Source organism: Oceanicaulis sp., assembly GCF_965249665.1.
Lineage (GTDB): Bacteria > Pseudomonadota > Alphaproteobacteria > Caulobacterales > Maricaulaceae > Oceanicaulis.
Genome location: NZ_OZ252247.1, coordinates 2679992 through 2698711 on the forward strand (window position 1 = coordinate 2679992; position 18720 = coordinate 2698711).

Annotated in this window: 15 protein-coding genes; 6 read left to right on the forward strand and 9 right to left on the reverse strand. The window is 62.2% G+C overall.

Annotation, left to right across the window (positions count from 1 at the left end; all coding sequences use genetic code 11):
• Positions 1-156: 156 nt before the first annotated feature.
• Together mltF and ACP154_RS12910 are read right to left on the reverse strand one after the other, a co-directional pair.
• On the reverse strand, positions 157-1527 hold the full coding sequence (mltF, locus tag ACP154_RS12905) for a membrane-bound lytic murein transglycosylase MltF (RefSeq protein WP_421858533.1): 1371 nt from the start codon (positions 1525-1527) through the stop codon (positions 157-159).
• Positions 1528-1575: 48 nt separating this feature from the next.
• Positions 1576-2352, reverse strand: a complete 777-nt coding sequence (locus tag ACP154_RS12910; protein WP_421858531.1) for a DUF547 domain-containing protein — start codon at positions 2350-2352, stop codon at positions 1576-1578.
• 118 nt (positions 2353-2470) lie between these two features.
• Between ACP154_RS12910 and ACP154_RS12915 the strand changes: the two genes are divergently transcribed.
• Complete coding sequence (locus ACP154_RS12915) at positions 2471-3334, forward strand: alpha/beta fold hydrolase (RefSeq protein WP_421858528.1); 864 nt, start codon at positions 2471-2473, stop codon at positions 3332-3334.
• 52 nt (positions 3335-3386) lie between these two features.
• On the opposite strand, the gene typA is transcribed toward ACP154_RS12915, so the two are convergent.
• Complete coding sequence (gene typA / locus ACP154_RS12920) at positions 3387-5216, reverse strand: translational GTPase TypA (protein ID WP_107713334.1); 1830 nt, start codon at positions 5214-5216, stop codon at positions 3387-3389.
• A 186-nt stretch (positions 5217-5402) separates the two neighbouring features.
• Between typA and ACP154_RS12925 the strand changes: the two genes are divergently transcribed.
• The gene (locus tag ACP154_RS12925) at positions 5403-7997 is read left to right on the forward strand and encodes a M14 family zinc carboxypeptidase (protein WP_421858525.1); all 2595 of its coding nucleotides are present in this window, start codon (positions 5403-5405) and stop codon (positions 7995-7997) included.
• Between the two features lie 62 nt (positions 7998-8059).
• On the opposite strand, the gene ACP154_RS12930 is transcribed toward ACP154_RS12925, so the two are convergent.
• From ACP154_RS12930 to ACP154_RS12945, 4 genes are all read right to left on the reverse strand, one after another.
• Positions 8060-8824, reverse strand: coding sequence for a crotonase/enoyl-CoA hydratase family protein (locus ACP154_RS12930; RefSeq protein ID WP_421858523.1), 765 nt, complete (start codon positions 8822-8824; stop codon positions 8060-8062).
• A 57-nt stretch (positions 8825-8881) separates the two neighbouring features.
• A complete protein-coding gene (locus ACP154_RS12935) occupies positions 8882-10582 on the reverse strand; it encodes an ArnT family glycosyltransferase (protein WP_421858521.1) in 1701 nt (566 codons plus the stop codon).
• A complete protein-coding gene (locus ACP154_RS12940; protein WP_421858519.1) occupies positions 10579-11337 on the reverse strand; it encodes a glycosyltransferase family 2 protein in 759 nt (252 codons plus the stop codon). Before ACP154_RS12940 ends, ACP154_RS12935 begins: the two co-directional genes overlap by 4 nt.
• A gap of 115 nt (positions 11338-11452) precedes the next feature.
• A complete protein-coding gene (locus ACP154_RS12945) occupies positions 11453-12538 on the reverse strand; it encodes a GNAT family N-acetyltransferase (RefSeq protein WP_421858517.1) in 1086 nt (361 codons plus the stop codon).
• 191 nt (positions 12539-12729) lie between these two features.
• Here ACP154_RS12945 and ACP154_RS12950 point away from each other — a divergent pair, with 191 nt between their 5' ends.
• From ACP154_RS12950 to ACP154_RS12965, 4 genes are read left to right on the forward strand one after another with little or no spacing between them, the layout of a single operon-like run.
• Positions 12730-14187: a lipopolysaccharide biosynthesis protein gene (locus ACP154_RS12950; RefSeq protein ID WP_421858514.1), complete on the forward strand. Its 1458-nt coding sequence runs from the start codon at positions 12730-12732 to the stop codon at positions 14185-14187.
• Complete coding sequence (locus ACP154_RS12955) at positions 14184-15122, forward strand: glycosyltransferase family 2 protein (protein ID WP_421858511.1); 939 nt, start codon at positions 14184-14186, stop codon at positions 15120-15122. Before ACP154_RS12950 ends, ACP154_RS12955 begins: the two co-directional genes overlap by 4 nt.
• Entirely contained in the window at positions 15119-15910 is a 792-nt protein-coding gene (locus ACP154_RS12960) for a polysaccharide deacetylase family protein (protein WP_424993788.1), read from the forward strand. Before ACP154_RS12955 ends, ACP154_RS12960 begins: the two co-directional genes overlap by 4 nt.
• Entirely contained in the window at positions 15907-16818 is a 912-nt protein-coding gene (locus ACP154_RS12965) for a glycosyltransferase family 2 protein (RefSeq protein ID WP_421858506.1), read from the forward strand. Before ACP154_RS12960 ends, ACP154_RS12965 begins: the two co-directional genes overlap by 4 nt.
• Here ACP154_RS12965 and ACP154_RS12970 read toward each other — a convergent pair.
• Both ACP154_RS12970 and ACP154_RS12975 read right to left on the reverse strand, forming a co-directional pair.
• Positions 16815-18065, reverse strand: a complete 1251-nt coding sequence (locus tag ACP154_RS12970; protein ID WP_421858503.1) for an O-antigen ligase family protein — start codon at positions 18063-18065, stop codon at positions 16815-16817. The two genes, ACP154_RS12965 and ACP154_RS12970, sit on opposite strands and share 4 nt — an antisense overlap.
• The gene (locus ACP154_RS12975; protein WP_421858500.1) at positions 18062-18676 is read right to left on the reverse strand and encodes a hypothetical protein; all 615 of its coding nucleotides are present in this window, start codon (positions 18674-18676) and stop codon (positions 18062-18064) included. The genes ACP154_RS12970 and ACP154_RS12975 overlap by 4 nt, the downstream gene beginning before the upstream one ends.
• Positions 18677-18720: the final 44 nt, after the last annotated feature.

Here is an 18720-nt window from a genome sequence, read left to right on the forward strand (position 1 = left end):
GGCGGGCTCGTTCCGAGCGTGTTAAGGAATTTTGTCAGTATGGAAAGAAATTTATGACGCTGGAAGGCGTATCGCCGCCAAGAGTGTGCGCCTGCGGCAACAGTTTTCAATTCATCCGTATACTGCTTTTTCTCTCAAAAGCGGCCTAGCGAGAGATTATTCGTCAAGATGCAGATCCAGCAGCACACGGTAGCGCCTGATATTGGCGACGTATTGCACAGGCTCCCGCCCTCTGGCGTACCCGCGCGGCACAGTGGTGTAATAATCGGGATCTGATAACAGCGGCAGAACTTTGCGGATGTCGCCCCAGCGGTTTTTCTCCAGCGACTGGCGCTCGGCGAGGCGTCGAGCGTCGTAGAGATGGCCCATACCGACATTATAGGCGGACAGGGCCAGAAACAGCCGGTCCCGCCCCTGCACCTCTTCGGGCAAGCGCTCCATGAGGTTCGCCAGATAACGTGCGCCGCCCTCGATCGACTGAGCGGGATCGGTCCGGTCTTCCACGCCCAGCTCATTGGCGGTGGGCAAGGTCAGCATCATGATGCCGCGCACCCCGGTGGCGCTGACGGCGTCCGGATCCCAATGAGATTCCTGATACGCCTGCGCGGCGAGCCAACGCCAGTCGATGCCGCTCGCCTCGGCCGCCGCTTCGAAATGCGGACGAAACGCGGGCAAGCGCTCTTCAATACGGCGGATGAAGCGGGCGGTGTCCACATAGTCAAACTGACGGGTCACCCCGAACCAGCGCTGGTCCAGCCGTTCCAGCAAGTCTCCTTCATGGCGCGCTTCGGACCAGCGGTTCAGAGGCTGCGACAGAGCCGATTCCAGCGGCAGGACGAATGCCAGCGAGCGTTCTTCGCTCAGTACGAGCGGCGTCAGCAATTCCGGAAACCTCAGTCGGGCATGAGCCACGATTGTGGAATCAGAAACCGTGCAGTCCACCTGTTCAGCTTGCACAAGCTCCAGCAGAGGCAGGGCGGAGGGAGCGTTCACTGTTCGCCAGTCGATGCCGGGATGGTCCACCTTCAACGCCTGCAGGGTCTCGATATAACTTGACCCTTCAAGCACTGCGATCTCGACATCCGCCATATCCTCGATCGAGCGGATCTGGGGGCCGCCGCGACGACACACGAGTTGCTCGGTGACGGTCTTATAGGCGGGGCCGAAGGTGTAGGCCTCCCGACGCGCCTCGGTGATCGTCACACCGCCAGCCGCCAGATGGCCCTGGCCCGCCGCGATATTGGCGAGCAGCTGGCCCAAATCACGTTGGGGCTCGAAGCGCACGCTAACGCCCAGATCCTGCGCAAAATTCTGGACCAGAGCGACCTCATAGCCCTCGGGCTCGCCGTCTTCGTCCAGATGATAGGTGGTCGGGCTTTCGAGCGTCAGAACGATCAACTCTCCACGCTCGCGGATTTCGTCCAGCGTCTCCAGCCCGGGCGGATCAGCACGTCCACAGGATACAGCGCCGGCCAGCGCCAACGCCGCCAGGCATGCTATGCGTATGGATCGTGTCCAAAGCCCCATGGCGTTCAAGATAGGCGCTGGGAGGCTTCAAACCAAATTTGGGAACGCTTACCGGCTCTCAATCTGGTTCAAGGACCAGTCGTAGACATATGAATCGATGCGTGTTTCACCATCTATTTGACGCGCCAGGTCCGGCTCGGCATATCTCAGCACATGTGCGATGACGCCCTCATCCGAGCCGCCGAAATCCTCGTTGAACCAGTCATAAATACGCGAAACGACTAGCCCGTCCTCAGTGACGCTTACCCCGCGCGGATGATTGATATAAGCGCGTGCGCCCGCTTCGAGGTCGGCGTCCAAGGTCTCGCCTCGCCAGGCGCGCGCCATCAGATTGGGGCACCCGATAGAGGCGCAATTGACAGCGTAATGGACCAGAGGCGCGTCAAATTCGACGCGCATGACGCCGTGCTCGATATCGTCCAGCGACAGGGCGCGGCCCTCCACCTCCACCCGGTTCACCCCCCAGGGTCCGATGGACCAGGGACGCGGCCGGATCTGACGAATGGAATTTTCAGGGGCTTCATCCACGATCAGCCGCACGGTGACCGCGTTATAGAGATTGGCCCAAAAGGCGAAGCGTTCCGCCTCTGGCAGCGTGCTGACGGGATAGGCCTCCAGACTTTCGATGTACGCGGTCAAAGCCGCCCGATCAGCGGGGGTGGCCCGCAAGCGTGCGTAATCAAAACGGTTCACGCCATCATCGCTTTCGATGAGATAAGCCTCGAGCACGTGATCCCAGGGTGAATGCAAATCTGTCTGCGCCTGAGCGACCGGCAAACCGATCAGGCTGGCGAGACAGGCGAATGCGATCATGAATGGTTTCATTCCACCCTCCTTGCGACAGGTCAGTAGACTAGGCCTGTGCTGGACGAAAACCAGTCACGCCCCGGTGAGAATCGGGCCAGTTCAACCGTTTGTGACCGCCTGTGAATGAAAGCCCGCCATGATCGAGCCCGAACGCATCCTATTTGAACTTGATGAGGGCATGATGGCGGCTTGGCGCTGGCCCAATCCCGGCGCACCGGTTTTGGTGTTCGCACACGCCAACGGCTTTAACGGCGGCGTCTATCGCCAGCTTTTGCAGCCTCTCTCTGAACGGTTCGAGATCATTGCGCCCGATCTGCGCGGTCACGGCCGGACCAGTCTGCCCGCTGATCCGACCACCCATAAAAGCTGGGACATTTACGCCAACGATCTTCTGGCGCTTTATGACCAGCTGGATCGTCGCCCGGCCTTGCTGGCGGGACACTCCATGGGCGCCTCGAGCACCTTGCTCGCCGCGGCTCAGATGTCGGCCCCGCCGCCATTGGCCTTGGTGGAGCCCGTGGTCTTGCCCGCCTCTTTCTACCTGATGGCGCGCTTGCCGATCTGGCGCTTCGTGAAAGGGTCAATCAAGCAAGGCGCATTGGCGCGCAAACGTTCAAATGGCTGGCCCGATCGCCAAACGGTGATTGACCGCTATCAATCGCGCCCCACCTTCGCCCGCTGGGCCGAAGGCGTGGTTGAGGATTATCTCGAGGATGGACTTCAGGACAGCCCGGACGGCGTCAGACTGGCCTGTGCTCCCGATTGGGAAGCTGCCAATTTCGAAGGCCAGGCGCATAACCTGATGAAGGCCGTCCGAAAGCTTGGAGACAGCGTCCAGGTGCTCAAAGCCACCAAAGGCAGCACCTTGATCAACGCCAGCGGTTTCGCTGCGTGTGGGGCCCGCATTGAGACGGTAGAGGGCGGCCATCTCATTCCGATGGAAGCGCCGGCGAGTGTTGAGGACTGGATCGGCAAAGCGGCCGATACTGTAGGCCTGTAAGCAAAAAAGGCCGGGCGATGAGCCCGGCCTTTCACTGCAAAAGACGTATTGCCTAGCCGGCCTTGGCGCGGCTGGCTTTCTTGCGTTCGTGCTCAAGCAAGAAGCGCTTGCGAATACGGATGCTTTCCGGCGTCACTTCCACCAGCTCATCGTCATTGATGAACTCGAGCGCGTATTCCAGCGTCACCCGGACCGGCGGGGTCAGAACCACCGCTTCATCCGTGCCCGAGGCGCGCATATTGGTCAGCTTTTTGCCTTTAAGCGGGTTCACGATCATGTCTTCATCGCGGGCGTTGAGGCCAATGACCATGCCCTCATAGACTTCCACGCCATGACCGATGAACAGCTTGCCGCGTTCCTGAATATTCCACAGGGCGAAGGCCAGCGCCTTACCGGTCTCCATCGAGATGATCGCGCCCTTGGGACGCTGACCGACTTCACCGGCTGAACGCGGCGCATAGTGATCAAAGGTGTGGAACATCAGGCCTGAGCCCTGAGTCAGGGTCAGAAACTCCGAGCGGAAACCGATCAGGCCACGCGTCGGCGCGACGTATTCCAGGCGCACCCGGCCATTGCCGTCCGGCTCCATATTCTTGAGCTCGGCCTTGCGTGAGCCCAGGCGTTCCATGACGCCGCCCTGGTGCTCTTCCTCCACATCAATGGTCAGCGCTTCATAGGGCTCGCACATCTGACCATCGACTTCGCGATTGATCACCTGCGGACGGCCCACAGCCAGCTCGAAGCCTTCGCGGCGCATGGTCTCGATCAGCACGGACAGGTGCAGTTCACCCCGACCGGAGACGAGGAATTTATCCGCGTCATCCTGCTGCTCGACCCGCAGCGCCACATTGTGGATCAGCTCTCGGTCGAGGCGTTCCTTGATCTGGCGCGAAGTGACGAACTTGCCTTCGCGGCCCGCGAACGGCGAATCGTTCACCTGGAAGATCATCGAGATGGTCGGCTCGTCCACCGTCAGCGGCGGCATCGCCTCGACATGCTCGGGATCGCACAGCGTGTCAGAGATGTTGAGCGGGTCGATGCCATTGAAGGTGACAATGTCGCCGGCGGCGGCGGTGTCGCGCTCGACCTTTTCAAGCCCGTGGAAGCCGAACACCTGCAAAACCTTGGCGCGGCGCTCGGCGCCGTCTGCACCGACCACGACGACCTGCTGGTTCTTGTTCAGTTTGCCGCGACGAATGCGGCCGAGGCCGATCACGCCGGTATAGCTTGAATAATCAAGCGCCGAGACCTGCAGCTGAAGCGGAGCGTCCTGATCCACGTCCGGATGCGCCACACGGTCCACAATGGCCTGGAACAGCGGGTTCAGATCGCCGCCGCGCTGGTCAACGTCCAAAGTCGCCCAGCCTTCAAGCGCAGAGGCGTAGACCACCGGAAAGTCCATCTGCTCGTCGGTCGCGCCCAGCCGGTCGAACAGATCAAACGTCTGATCCACAACCCAGTCGGGACGCGCGCCCGGACGGTCCACCTTGTTGATCACCACGATGGGCTTGAGGCCCAGAGCGAGCGCCTTCTTGGTCACGAAGGTGGTTTGCGGCATCGGGCCATCCACCGCGTCCACCAGCAGCAGCACTGAATCCACCATGGACAGCACGCGCTCGACTTCGCCGCCGAAGTCGGCGTGGCCGGGGGTGTCCACGATATTGATGGCGTAATCATTCCAGGTCACCGCCGTATTCTTGGCGAGAATAGTAATGCCGCGCTCTTTCTCCAGATCGTTGGAGTCCATGACGCGTTCGACATCAGCCGCCCGTTCATCGAACGTGCCAGATTGCCGGAGAAGCTTGTCCACCAGGGTGGTCTTGCCATGGTCGACGTGCGCCACGATGGCGATATTGCGAATGCGCTCAACGGGAGCGGTCATGGGGAGGTCCTTGTCTCGCAGATCTCGAAGTGTTCGCAGGTGCAAAACCTGCAGTCTTTGGCGCTCTCATACAGGGGGAAATTGAATTCGGCTAGCACTGGTCGCCGCAGGCCGCTCGGTCTAGGTTGCCCTCCAAATCATCGCCATGACAAAATCGAGCCGAATAACGGCTCATGGGGAGAGACTATGAAGAGCATTATCCGCGCGGGTGTTGCGGCGCTGGGCGCTGTTTTTGCAAGCGCTCCGGCACTGGCCGAACCCATTTCCTTCTTCATGCCCGAGGGCGTCAGCTATGACGACGCCATTCCGGCGCCAGAAGAGAGTTTCGGCTATGAGATCGGAGACCGCCCTGTCCGCGTCGGCGACATGGTCAGCTATTTGCGCGACGTGGCCGACGCCTCAGATCGCGTGACGGTCGAGACCATCGGCTATTCACACGAACAGCGCCCGATACTCTTCTTCACGGTCACCTCCCCTGAAAACCATGCGCGAATCGATGAGATACGCGAGGCGCATTTCGCCCGCATGCGCGGCGAATCCGTCGCCGAGGACACGCCATTGGTGCTGTGGATCAATTTCGGTGTTCACGGCGCCGAATCCTCAGGCATGGATGCCGCCATTCCCTCGCTGTATCATTTCGCCGCCGCCAGCGACGCCGATATTGGCGAGACTCTGGACGATACGGTGGTGCTGTTTACCGCCGTGTTCAATCCCGACGGCCATGCGCGCCGGGTGAACCATGTGGAGACCTTCTTCTCCCAGGCGCAAAACACCGACCCGGCCGACATCATCCACAATCTCTGGGTCGAAGCGCGGACCAATCACTACTGGTTTGACCTGAACCGCCAATGGTTGCTGCTGACCCAGCCTGAAGCCCAGGCCTGGATCGGCAAATGGCATGAGTGGAAACCCATGGTCTCGGCGGACTATCACGAGATGGGCTCCTCGAGCCCGTTCTACTTCCACCCCGGCGAGGCGCTGCGTCGCAACCCGCTGATCCCCGAACGGGCGCGGGAGCTGACCTATCGCATTGGCCAGCAACACACCTCCGATTTCCTGGATCCTGAAGGCCGTCTGTACACCACCCAGGAAGGCTTCGATAACTTCTATATCGGCAAAGGCTCGACCTATCCCCAGATCAATGGCTCGCTGGGCATTCTGTTCGAGATCGGCGCGGCGCGGGGCGGCGCGATCGAAACCGATCGGGGCCTTGTGACCCATGGCGACAATGTGCGCAGCCAGTTTCGCACCGTGCTGACCACGATCGAGGGCGCACGCAATATTCGCAACGAGCTCATCGATTATCAGCGCAGCTATTTCGAAGAGTCCGCACGCATGGCGAGCCAGGACAATCGCCGCGCTTACGTCTTTACCGCTGCAGGCGATCCTGAACGGGCGAACCGCTTTGTGCGCCTTCTGCGCATGCACGATATCGAGGTCTATACGCTTGAAGGCGATGTGCGCGCCGACGGGCGCACCTATCGCGCGGGGCAGTCCTTCATCGTACCGATGAACCAGACCCAGCATCGTATGATCCGGGGCATTTTCGATCGCGTCACCGAATTTCCTGAAAACATCTTCTATGATGTCTCGGGCTGGACGCTGCCGCTCGCCTATGACCTTGAGTATTCCGCGCTGACAGGCCTGCGTTCGGTTTCCTGGTCCGACGATCTGGCCACGGGCGATTTCACGCCAGCCCGGACGCCTGATGTCGCGCCCTATGGCTATGTGCTGGAATGGTCGCACACCTATGCGCCGCGCGCACTGAACCGCATTTTGTCCGCCGAGCTTCTGGCGCGCGCCGGCACGGAACCGGTGACGGCGGAAACCACGCGCGGCCGGGTCGAGCTGGGTCGCGGCGCGATCTTCGTTCCCTATGCCCGTCAGGAAATGAGCCGTGAAGACATTCACGCCCTGATGGAAACCATCGCCTCTGAGGACGGCGTCACAGTGCACGCCCTCACCTCCGGCCTGACGCCCAATGACGGCGCCGATTTTGGCGCGGCCCGCGTGTTCCGCTCTTTGGAGGCGCCGCGCGTACTGCTCGCATTTGACGACGGGCTCAGCCGGTATGACTCCGGTGAGATGTGGTGGACGCTCGATCATCAGCACGACATGGAAGTCACTTTGGTGCGCAAGGATGATCTGGGCCGTCTGACGCTGAGCGATTATTCCCACCTCATTCTGGTTGGGGGCAATGCCAGTCTTTCAGATCAGACCCAGGACCGGGTCGATGACTGGATCCGTCGTGATGGCGGCGCCCTGATCGCCACACGTCAGGCCGCGGTCTGGGCGCAAGAGGCATTCTTTGACCGCAAAGAGGAAGACGAAGAGAACTCTGAGGAAGAGAGCGAAGCGATCCAACGCCTCAATGTCGCGGACATGGCTGTGCGAGAAGCCGAACACATCATTGGCGGAGCTTTGTTTGAGACCGATCTCGACATCTCTCACCCGCTTGGTTTCGGCTACAATGACCGCACTTTGCCGGTCCAGCGCAACATGACCAGCGTGCTGATCCGTCCCGAGGACGATCCCTATGCCGTCGTGGCTCAATACATTGAGGATCCGCTTCTCAGCGGTTACGCGTCCGAGCGTCGTCAAGGCGAGATCGCGGGCACCCCTGCTGTGGTCGCAGAGCGTCTGGGACGCGGCTCCGTCATCATGATGGCGGACAACCCGGTCTTCCGCGCCACCTTCCCCGGCTCGGAACGTCTTCTGATGAACGCGATCTTCTTTTCCGGCATGATCGACGGCGCTCGCGGCGTCTACGAAGAAGAATAGGGCTTAGACCTTTTCGCAAAGAGAACGCCCCGCCAGTCGCTGGCGGGGCGTTTTTCGTGAAATCAGAACTGGCCGTGTCGCCCCTGCCCCCGGGCAAATCGGGTGGCGCCCTCCACCGTTTCTCCGCTCGCCAGGGTCTTCAGTCCCAGACGCGTTTCCTTCACCAAGGCGTCCGCTTCATCCAGGCCCCATTGCTCGAGCACCGATTGGCGATCATGGCGCAAGCAGAGCTGCGGGAAGCTCGCAATCTGTTCGGCAAGCTCCATAGCTGTTTCAAGCGCCCGCCCCTTGGCGCAAGTACGATTGGCCAAACCGATTGAGAGCGCTTCCTCAGCCTCCACCGTGCGGCCCGTCAGGATCATGTCCAGGGCGCGGGATTGACCGATCAGGCGGGGCAGACGGATTGTGCCGCCATCAATCAACGGCACGCCAAACCGGCGACAATAGACGCCAAACACCGCGTCTTCGGCCATCACCCGCAGATCACACCAGAGCGCCAGTTCCAGACCGCCCGCGACCGCATGGCCTTCGACCGCGGCGATCACGGGTTTTGAAAGTCGCAGGCGTGTCGGTCCCATGGGCCCGTCTCCGGTCTCCTCAACCCGGTTCCGCCCCTCGCCGGAGCTGACAGCTTTCAAATCTGCGCCCGCGCAAAATGTCCCGGCGGCCCCCGTCAAAATGGCGACGCTGAGACCTTCATCCGCTTCGAACCGACGAAACGCTTCAGCCAGCCGCTCCGCCGTAGGGCCATCCACAGCGTTGCGACGTTCGGGCCGGTTGAGGGTGATGATGGCGACGACACCACGCGTTTCGTATTGAACGCTCATGACTCTTCTCCCCTGTCAGGTCGACAGGGTCGGTCAGCACTCACGGCGAGACAAGACCTATTGGACAGGCGCGCGGAGGTCCGAGTTCTCAAGCGTATAAAAGCGCAAGGTCAGATCCCGCCCCTTCACCGCGTTGAAGCCTTCAAGCACGGCGAGCTCGCGTACAGCTGCGCCATCAAGCCCTGTTTGGAATCCGGTTTGCTCGGACTGGTCGACGATCGCCAGACCACATTGGGGGTGCGCCAACAAGAACGCCGCCGTTTCCGCGCCGTCCCGGCCCAGCAGGATATCGGTGCTGAAGTTGAAAACATTGGAAGGCTCACGATAGCCCGCTGTGGCGACGTCCAGCGACTCGCACCCGGTGAAACTCTCGGCGATGCGGGCGGCGTGATAGGACGGCCAGAGCTTCTGAACGCCCGGAATGGCGACGCCGAAGGCCACCACATAGACCGCTACACTGGCCACACTGACCGCCAAGAGCCGCGTCAGGTCGGGTTTGAACGCCAGCCAGACCAGGCTGATCACCGCGAGACCGCCCATCACGGCCGTGAGTTTGCTGGCGAGGCTGACAGGTTCGCCAAATTCAATCTGGCCGATCCAGGGCACCAGCCCCACAAGCGCGCCCACCACAATGGCGAGCGCAGCGATGACGCCGAACAGCGTCCATTGCTTCCAGCCGCTCAAAAGCGCTTTCGCGTTCACAAGCCCCAGACCGATCAGGATGGCGATGGCCGGAAACATCGGCGAGACATAATGCGGCAGCTTGGTCTGGATCAGCTCAAACACCAGCCAGGACGGCAGAATCCATACCAGCAAAAACTGCACTGTCGCTTCGCCGCGCCGCGCCCAGGCCGCCAGACCGGCAAGCCCCAGAAGCGCAGACGCCGGCCAAAGCGTTACCGGCAATAACATGGTGTGATAGCCAAACGGCCCGCCATGGCTGTCGTCCGCTACGCCCACCTTGCCGAACAGGGCATGGCCCACAGCTTCCTGGAAGAAGCCCCAATCGGTACGCAGATTGATTGCGATGAGCCAGGGCAGAAAGATTGCCAATGCCAGAAGAAGGCCCGGCAAGGGCCTGATTTTAAGGAGCAGTTTCAAATCACGCTTCAGCGCGACAAACCCGAGAAGGGTTAGCGCCGTGACCATGAATATGATTGGCCCCTTGATGGCGATCGCCGCGCCGGTTCCAGCCCAGAGCACGGCTGGCCAACCCCAGAATTTCGGCTTCGCCTCCTGCACTTTCAGCATCAGCATGGCGAGCGCGACCTGCGCGAACATGCCCGCCGCCAGCAAGGCGGCGTCGGTCTTGGCCGTCCGCGCCTCGATCTGCATGGCGAGCCCAAGCCCCATCACAATCCCGGCCACGAGCCCCACTGACGGTGAGAATAATCGGGCGCCCAGCCAGGCGGTCAGCGCCACAGCGATCAGGGATCCGAAAAAGCTCGGCAGTCGATGCGCGCCAATGGGCGCGTCAACGCCGCCAAAGGGCTGGGTGGTGATCACCTGAAGCCAGTAAATCCCGCTGGGTTTGACGTGGCGCGGATCCTCTTGGAAACGAATGTCGACGAAATCGCCGGTCTCCATCATCTGACGGCTGGCCTGCGCGTAACGCGCTTCATCGCGATCCATCGTCGGGATCGAGAACAGTCCGGGAAAATGCGCGATCACCGCCAGCAGCATGACGACGATCCAGGTGCGGCGTGACAGCCCGCCGCTCTGTCCGGGCTCGGTCAGTGATGAAATGAAACCGGTCATGATGAGCGATCTCCACCCCGTGCGCCCAAAAGCATGTGCGGATCGGGATAATGTGTGCGGCGCATCAGCCAGATCACGCCCAGAAGGTCAAACAGGCCCGCGGCCGCGCGGCCAAGATTGGTGTATTTGCTCTCGCCCGCCGCCCGCGGCCGGTTCACCACAGTGACATTGAGCGTTTCAAAGCCCAGATGACCGGCCAGCGCCGGCAGATAGCGGTGAATGGCGTCAAAGAAGGGCATCACCAGAAACAGGTCGCGCGGCAGAATTTTCAGGCCGCAAGCGGTGTCCGGGCAATCATCATTCAGCAGTGAGCGGCGCAAGCCATTGGCGAAACGCGAGGCGAATTTGCGGTTGGCTCCGTCGGTGCGGTTCTGACGGCACCCGGCCACAACGCCGACCTGCTCCACTTTGGTCAGATCAATCGCCTTGCTCATTTCCAGCACAGAGCGCGGATCATCCTGGCCGTCGCCATCCATCGTCGCGACCCAGATCGCACGCGCCGCCAGAAATCCGGTGCGCAGTCCGGCGCTCTTGCCAGAGCGGTTGGGATGCCGGATCACTCGCAGCCGTGGATCGGCTTTCGACAGCGGCCCCAGCGCACCGGCGGTGTCGTCATCGCTGCCGTCATCGACCACGATAATCTCAAAGCTATCAAGACCTTCAGAGAAGACCGAGATTGCCTCCTTAACCACGTCTTCGATGCTGGCGGCTTCGTTGAAAGCGGGAATGACGACGGACAGGGCTGGCATGCTCATGAGGGCTCATCTGGCAGGGCCGATCGCAAGAGGCGCGATCTGTTGCCAGCGGTTTAGCGCGAACCGCCCAAGCGCGGCAATCACAACCCGAAGCGCAGGCTGCGATCAGGCCCAATCAGACGCCGTAAAGCGCGGCGATCCGGTCAATCTTGCGAAACGCCTTGCCCGGCGCCCGCGCCAACGGCCCCAGCGGCAAGGGCTCGGCAGTCTGTTCGATCCGTTCCGCCAACTGGCGTGTCCAGCCCACAAGCCCGGGCTGAGTGATGCAGCCGGTGGAGAGACCTTCCTGAAATGAGCCCATGGCCTGTTTCTGACGTCCCTCGCCGGGCCCCATATGCACTTCCTGAACGCCCGCCTCTGCGCCCGCTTTCAGCATTTCAATCAACAGCGCATTGCCCGGCGTCAGCTTGACGAAATCCGGGTCATAGGCTGGAAACCACGAATGCAGAACCTCAGGCCCGATCAGGCCGAAATGCACCGCCGCCAAACGCCCATCAAGCTCCAGCGTGGACATCAAACCTGCGCCCTCTGAACGATCTTGCCGCCAGAGCTGCTCCAAAAGATCGCGCACCCATTTCAGCGCGAACAGATCCGGAAAGCCGGATTCGCGGTATTGCGCAGACTTCCAGGCATAAAGCGCCTCAAGCGTTTCTGGTCGGCGATCATCAAAGCGGAAGGTCAGAGCGCCTTCCTTGGCAAGCTTTTTCGGCGCGCCGATGGCGCTGCGAAACGTATTGCCGCCCAGCTTTTTTCGGCTCGCCACATAGGCGTCAAAGCCCTCTGACACATCAATTACCCAGCCGCCTTCAATGCTTTGGGCATGGCGGCGGAACGGGGCCTGAGCCGCCAGACTGTCGCGGAAATCAAAGACCGTAATCCCCGCCTGCTTCAGCACATGCGACAGCGCGATGTCTTCATCAGGCGCGCAGATGATCCCGTGGCAATCATTAACCACGCCGCCGGGCGCGCGCGCATGCCCCATCGGCCCTTTCTGGAAGGCGAAAAAGCCCGCAAGGCGCGCCCCCTTGCGGATCACCGCGACCTTGATATCGGGGCGCGCCGACGAGATGGCGTTGAGATATCCCAGCGTTTGATACGGGCTTTTGAGGATGGGATTGGCCGCGGTCATGGCGCGCCAGGCGTCACGCTCACAATCGCTCAGATCTTGCGGTGATAGAACGTCCACGCTCAGCATCTGCATCCCGGTCCCCGTTTCATTCTGCAACAGTCCTGACAGACAAGACTGAACAAAGGCTTGGCGAACGCCCGATCTGGCCCGGTTCGGCACAAAATCACGCGCGTTTAGCCGTTTTTCAGTGTTGTGAGGCAAGCTTGGGACCGGTCGCGCTCTTGCATGGCGCGCTTCATGTTGATCCGGACCCTGGACCGCCCATGCTGAACCGTCACCTTCTGGCTTATCTGCCGGTCTATCTGGCCCAGGCCCTTGTGGGCTTTGGCAGCGTGGTTGTGTTCACCCGGTTGCTGACGCCAGACGCTTACGGCCAATATATGCTGGTGCTGACAGGCTCGGCGTTGATCAGCACCTTGATTTTCACCTGGCTCGACGCCGCCGTGGCGCGCTATCACGCTCGCGCCAGCGCCCGCGGGCGATTGGGCGGACATTTGTTCACCGCTCTCAGCCTGTTTGCGATGATTGCCGCGCCCGTCGCCATTGTGGGCGGCGTGCTGTTGCTGGTGCTCGACCTATCGCCCGCGCTCAAGACCGCCAGCGCCTATGCGCTCGCCTATCTGCTGCTGCGCGCGGGCGTCATGATCGCGCTGGAGACCCGCCGCGCAGCGGGGGAAGCCTGGCGGTATTCCGCGCTTGAAACCTTCTCTCTGGCGGGCGGGTTCGCCTTTGGCGCGGCTTTGACGCTGTTCACAGATCTGGGATCGGCGGGTCCGCTGGCCGGTCTCGCTCTGGCGTCCGGCCTCGCACTGGTCTTTGACCTGCCGGCCCTGGCGCGCAAGGCCAAACGCGACCGCGCCCAAAGCGCCCGCATCTTCGCCTTTTTCGCCTATGGCGGCCCGATCGCCTTCTCCCTGATCTTCGAGCAGCTTCTGACCAGCGGAGACCGGTTCCTGATCGCCGCCTATCTGGGTGAAGCCGCCACCGGCGCCTATGCGGCAGGCTATGCGCTGGCGGATCGCTCGCTCAGCATCGTCTTTTTATGGCTGGGCATGACCACTGGCCCTTTGCTGATCGCCGCGCTTGAACATGACGGCCGAAAGGCGGCGCAAGACGTCGCCCGCCGCACCGGCGCGCTGATGGGCGCCATCGGCTTTCCCGCCGCCGCCGGGCTGGCTTTGGTCTCCCCCGATCTGGCGCGGCTGATGATCGGGGAAGAGCTGGCCGATAGCGCGGCCTCCATCGTGCCGCTAATCGCCCTGTCAGGGCTCATGAATGGCATCATGACCCATTATTTCCACACCGCGTACACGCTGGGCCGTCGCACTGGCTCGATGGCGTTCATCATGACGGGCTCCGCCGTGCTCAATCTGGCGCTGAACGCGCTTCTGATCCCGCTTCTGGGGCTTTACGGCGCCGCCTGGGCGACCGTGGCCGCCTATGCCATTGCGCTTGTCGCCTGCGCCCTTCACGGGCGGAGCATCTTTCCCATGCCAATCCCCGTGCGCGAATGGAGCAAGGCTGCGCTCGCCACCACGGGCATGGCGGTCGCTCTGATCTATGCCCCGTCGACCGGCCTGGTCATTACAGATCTCGTCGTGCACGTGGCACTTGGAGCCGTCAGCTATGCTGTCATCTTGCTGGCGCTGGACGGACTGGGCGCGCGACGCTGGCTGGCAACGACAATCGCCAATCGACTGGGGCGGAGGGCCGCAGCATGACCGTCCAGACCCTCCAGATGACGCGCTCGTCTTCTGCTGGCACGCATGCGGTCGCCCTGTCCGTGCTGATCCCCTTCTATGGCGATGATCCCCGCCCCTTGCTTGACGCGCTGAGCCGCCAGACCGATCCACACACAGAGATCATTCTGTTTGACGACGGCGTTCCTGACCCTGCGCTCTCTGACAGGGTGAAAGAGGTCGTGCTGGGCTCCGGCGCCGCGATCAAACTGATCACCAGCCCGAACAATCTGGGCCGTTCAGCCGCGCGCAATCATCTTGGCGCCGCGGCCCAAGGTGCTTGGCTGTTGTTTCTGGACGCCGATATGGAAATCGAGCCCGGATTTCTGGCGCGCTGGCGACATCATCTGGCTGAGACCACCTGTGACGCCCTGTTTGGGGGGTATGCGCCGAGTTCGCCGCGGTCTGCAGCAGAAACTGTGCACGCCGCCCTCGCCCACGCCTCTGACGCGCCGGATGCGGCCACGCGATCGGCCTTGGGGGCGGCGGCGGTCTGCTCGTCCAACCTCGCGGTGCGCGCCAGCCTGTTCGCGCTATGCCGCTTTGACGAAGGCTACACCGGATGGGGCTGGGAAGATGTGGACTGGGCGCTCAGCGCCTCCCGACAGGGCGAGCTGGGCCATGTGGACGCGCCCGCCGCTCATGGCGGTTTGCAGGACGTGCCGACATTAATCGACAAGTTTGACCGCGCAGGCAGCAATTTCGCCCGCCTTCTCATCCGTCATCCCGAGTATGAAAACCGCCCCGGAGCGCGACTGGCGCGTAAAGTGCAAGCGACGCGATTGGCCAGACCCGCTCGTATGATGGGCGAGACGCTGGCGAAAGCCGCCTGGGCGCCGCTGGCACTCCGCGTTCTGGCCCTGAAACTCTTTCGTGCGGGCGCAGCCGCCCGCGATCTGCCCAAGGGGCGCGCATGACCCAGACGAAATGCAATCCTGACGACATCGTCTATCGCCCGCGCGGCGGACTGGCGGGGCGTGTGCAGCAACAACTCACGCGTCGGCTCGGCGTCACCCCGCTGAAGATCAATCTCGAGCGCCCCATTGTCACCTTCACGTTTGACGATTTTCCGCGCTCGGCGCTGGAACTGGGCGCTGTGCGTCTGAAAGCGCGCGGCTGGTGCGGGACCTATTATGTCAGCGGCGGTCTGGCGGGCGTCACCAATCATCATGGCGAACTGTTTGACCCGCAGGACCTTTTGACCCTGAAAACAGAAGGTCATGAGATCGCGTGTCACGGTTACAGCCATCTCGACGCGTCTCGCCTGCCCGCTGAAACCGTTATGGCCGACGCCGCACGCAATCGCGCCTATCTCAAAGCGGCCGGACTGGATGAGGCGCCGACCAGCTATGCTTTCGCTTATGGAGAAGCGACCCCGCAGGCCAAGAAACGTTTGCTTGAGACCTATTCCAGCCTGCGCGGCGTGCAGCCCGGGATCAATCGCGGCGTGGCGGATCGCGGCTTGCTCAAATCCGTGCCTCTGGACGGCGGTGACGCCGGGCTCAAACGCGCCGTCGCCGCGGTCAAGGACGCGGCCCGCAATCCGGGTTGGTTGATCTTTTACGGGCATGACATTCAACACCAGCCCTCTGAATGGGGCTGCACACCGGAGTTCCTGGACGTGGTCCTGCACGCTGTCGAACACTCGGGCGCCCAGGTGATGACGCAGTCAGCCGCCCTCGACGCCATCGAGGCGCGCGCATGAGCGTCGCTGTCCTGATCCCCACTTATCGGCGCAATGACGCGCTGTCAGACGCGGTGCGCAGCGTGTTTACGCAATCCCGCCTGCCCGATGAAATCGTGATTGTGGACAATGATCCGCAGGGCGGCGCGAAGACGGCTGTGGATCAGTTGTCAGACGGCGCTCCCGTACATTTGTCATATGTGCATGAACCCAATCCAGGCGTCTCAAATGCCCGCAATAGCGGGTTTGCGCACACACAGGCACGCTATATCGCCCAGCTTGATGATGACGAGACCGCCAGCCCGCACTGGCTCGCAGCCTTGCTGGACGCTCGTGAGGCTCTGGATGCGCCGATCGTGTTCGGGCCGGTCATCGCCCAACTGCCCGACCCGCTGAAACGCGGCGTCCGCGCCGCCTACACGCAGCGACTGTACTCCAGGCTGGGACCGACAGAGACCCAAGTAATCGACAAGCCGCATGGCTGTGGCAACGCCCTGTTTGACCGCGAGGCGTTGGAGCTGCCCTCACCCGTCTTTGATCACGCGGCCAATGAAATCGGCGGCGAAGATGACATGCTGTTTCAGAAACTGCAGGCGCAGGGCGTCTGCTTTGGTTGGGCGGCGGATGCGGATGTGTTTGAGCATGTGCAGGCCCCCAGACTGAGCTGGGGCAAGCTTCTGGAACGCAGCTTCGCCTATGGTCAGGGACCCACGCAAATATGTGCGCAAAACCCCCGCACCTGGGCGGGCGTCGCGTTCTGGATGGGCGTTGGCGCAGTTCAGATGCTGGTTTTCGGCGCCTGCGCCCCGGTTGCGCGTCTGATCTCCGCCAAGGCTGCAGCCAATTGTCTGGATAAAGCCGCTCAGGGGGCGGGCAAATTGATATGGTTTGAAGCGCTATCCCCGCGCCTTTACGGCGCGAGCGCCTAGGATTCGCGGCGGGCGCAGAGCTTGCTGAAGGTGATGCAGAACAGCAACCAGGTGAAGCCGTTCGTCGTCATGAAGATGCTTTCCGACAGGCTGGTCAGCCCCCAGATCGCCATGCCAGGTAGCGCCCAATAGGTCTCAACACCGTAAAACAGGCGTTTCAGCGCAAGCCCCAGTCCCAGAAGATAGACCCCGAACGCCAAAGCCGCCCCCGGCACGCCCAGCCCGAGCGCGATCTCCAGCCAGGAATTGTGCGCAGACGGCACCTCCCACTGGGTCGCCTGACGCACCCAATAGACCGGGCCTTCCTCTTCCAGCCAGAACACGCCCCAGCCAAACCCTGTCCACGGTTTCTCGGCCACGGCGCGGATCAGCCCCGCCCAGATGTCTGTGCGGCCGGTCAGGGTCGGGTCTCGCCCGAGCGCTTCCAGAATGACGCCTGGGCCGATCGTGATCACAAGGATCAGCGCAAACACGCCCATCAGACCGCTGAACACCGCGAGCGCCGCCCAAATGAAACCCTGGCGCGCACAGTAGATCATCAAGGGACCGGCAAACCCGATCATACAGGCCATCAGTGCGGTTCTGGATGTGGACATCAGCACCAGAAAGATCGCCAGGATCACCAGAGCGCCCCAACAGCGCACCTCGCGGCGATAGGGCGTCGTCAGGGCTGCGGCCATGGCGCCCATAGTGGTGATCGCCATCACCGCGCCCAGCCGGTTCTTCTGCTCCCAGAGCCCCGCCCAGGCGCCGGGATGGATCTCGCTCATCACGCCATAAGCGGGAAACAGCACCGCCATGATCAACGAACCGACGGCGAGCACACCCAGCGACAGCGCCAGCAAGCGGATCAGATCGGTCCAGACATAGCGGCTCGCCAGCCACAGCCCGAACACCGCCGGCATCAAAACGCCCAAGCCCCTGCGCAGGCTCAACCCCGCGTCCAGCGACCAGAAGGCCGAGACCATGGGCAAGGCTGCAAGGATCACCAACGGCCAGGCGCGCGCCATCAGGCCCAGAACCGGAACCGGGCGCATCACCACCAGGATCAGGGTCAGAAGATAGACCGGAGGCCAGATCAGTCGCAGGATCGGGCTGCCTTCCTCATCGCCGCCAAAAATCAGCGAGAACAAGGCGCTTGAGAACATGAAAATCAGAAAGACAGCGAGCCCGGCTTCAAGCGCGAGCGCAAAGCGAAAGCGCGGCAAGGAGGCCCGCCAGCGATCCGCGAGCGCGAACGCGCTCACGCCGTCGCCGCTGTCCGGGTGCGGTTGACGACAACGCCCCAGACCTGCGCTCCCTGCGCCCGCAATCGATCGGCGGCGGCTTCCGTGGCGGCGCGACCATCGCTGCGCGCATCCGCGACCAGAATCACCCCGTCCATATTCGGCGCGATGATCGGGATCGCCGCGCTTTGATACGAAGCGTCCACCACCGTCAGCCCGGCGCTGTGACGCGCCCGGTTCCAGTATTCCGCATTGTCCAGAAATGTCAGGCTGCGCACTTGTCCGGGCGCGCGTTCGAAACGGCTGACATAAATCGGCTGATCCTCGACCCGCCGCAGCGCTACGCGTCCGGCGTTGTCCGGCACGGTCCGCCAGAAGCGCCGTCCAGACAGCGCCCCGGAATACGCCTGACCATTGAGACGAAACTCATCAGATTGAGGGTTGTTCTTGAAATCGAGATCGTAAAGCCAGACCGGTTTCACGCCTTGCGCCACAGCCGCGCGCACAAGACCGGCGGCGATAGTCGAGGCGCCGGCGGAGGCGCTGACCGGCGCGATCATGACGGCGCGCGCAGCCATGCCCTGCGGTGTCAACCGCCGGGCCAGCCCCTCAAGTTCACGCTCAATGCTCATACGCGACGACCACGCCTGTTTACTCAACAGACAGATGTATGCGC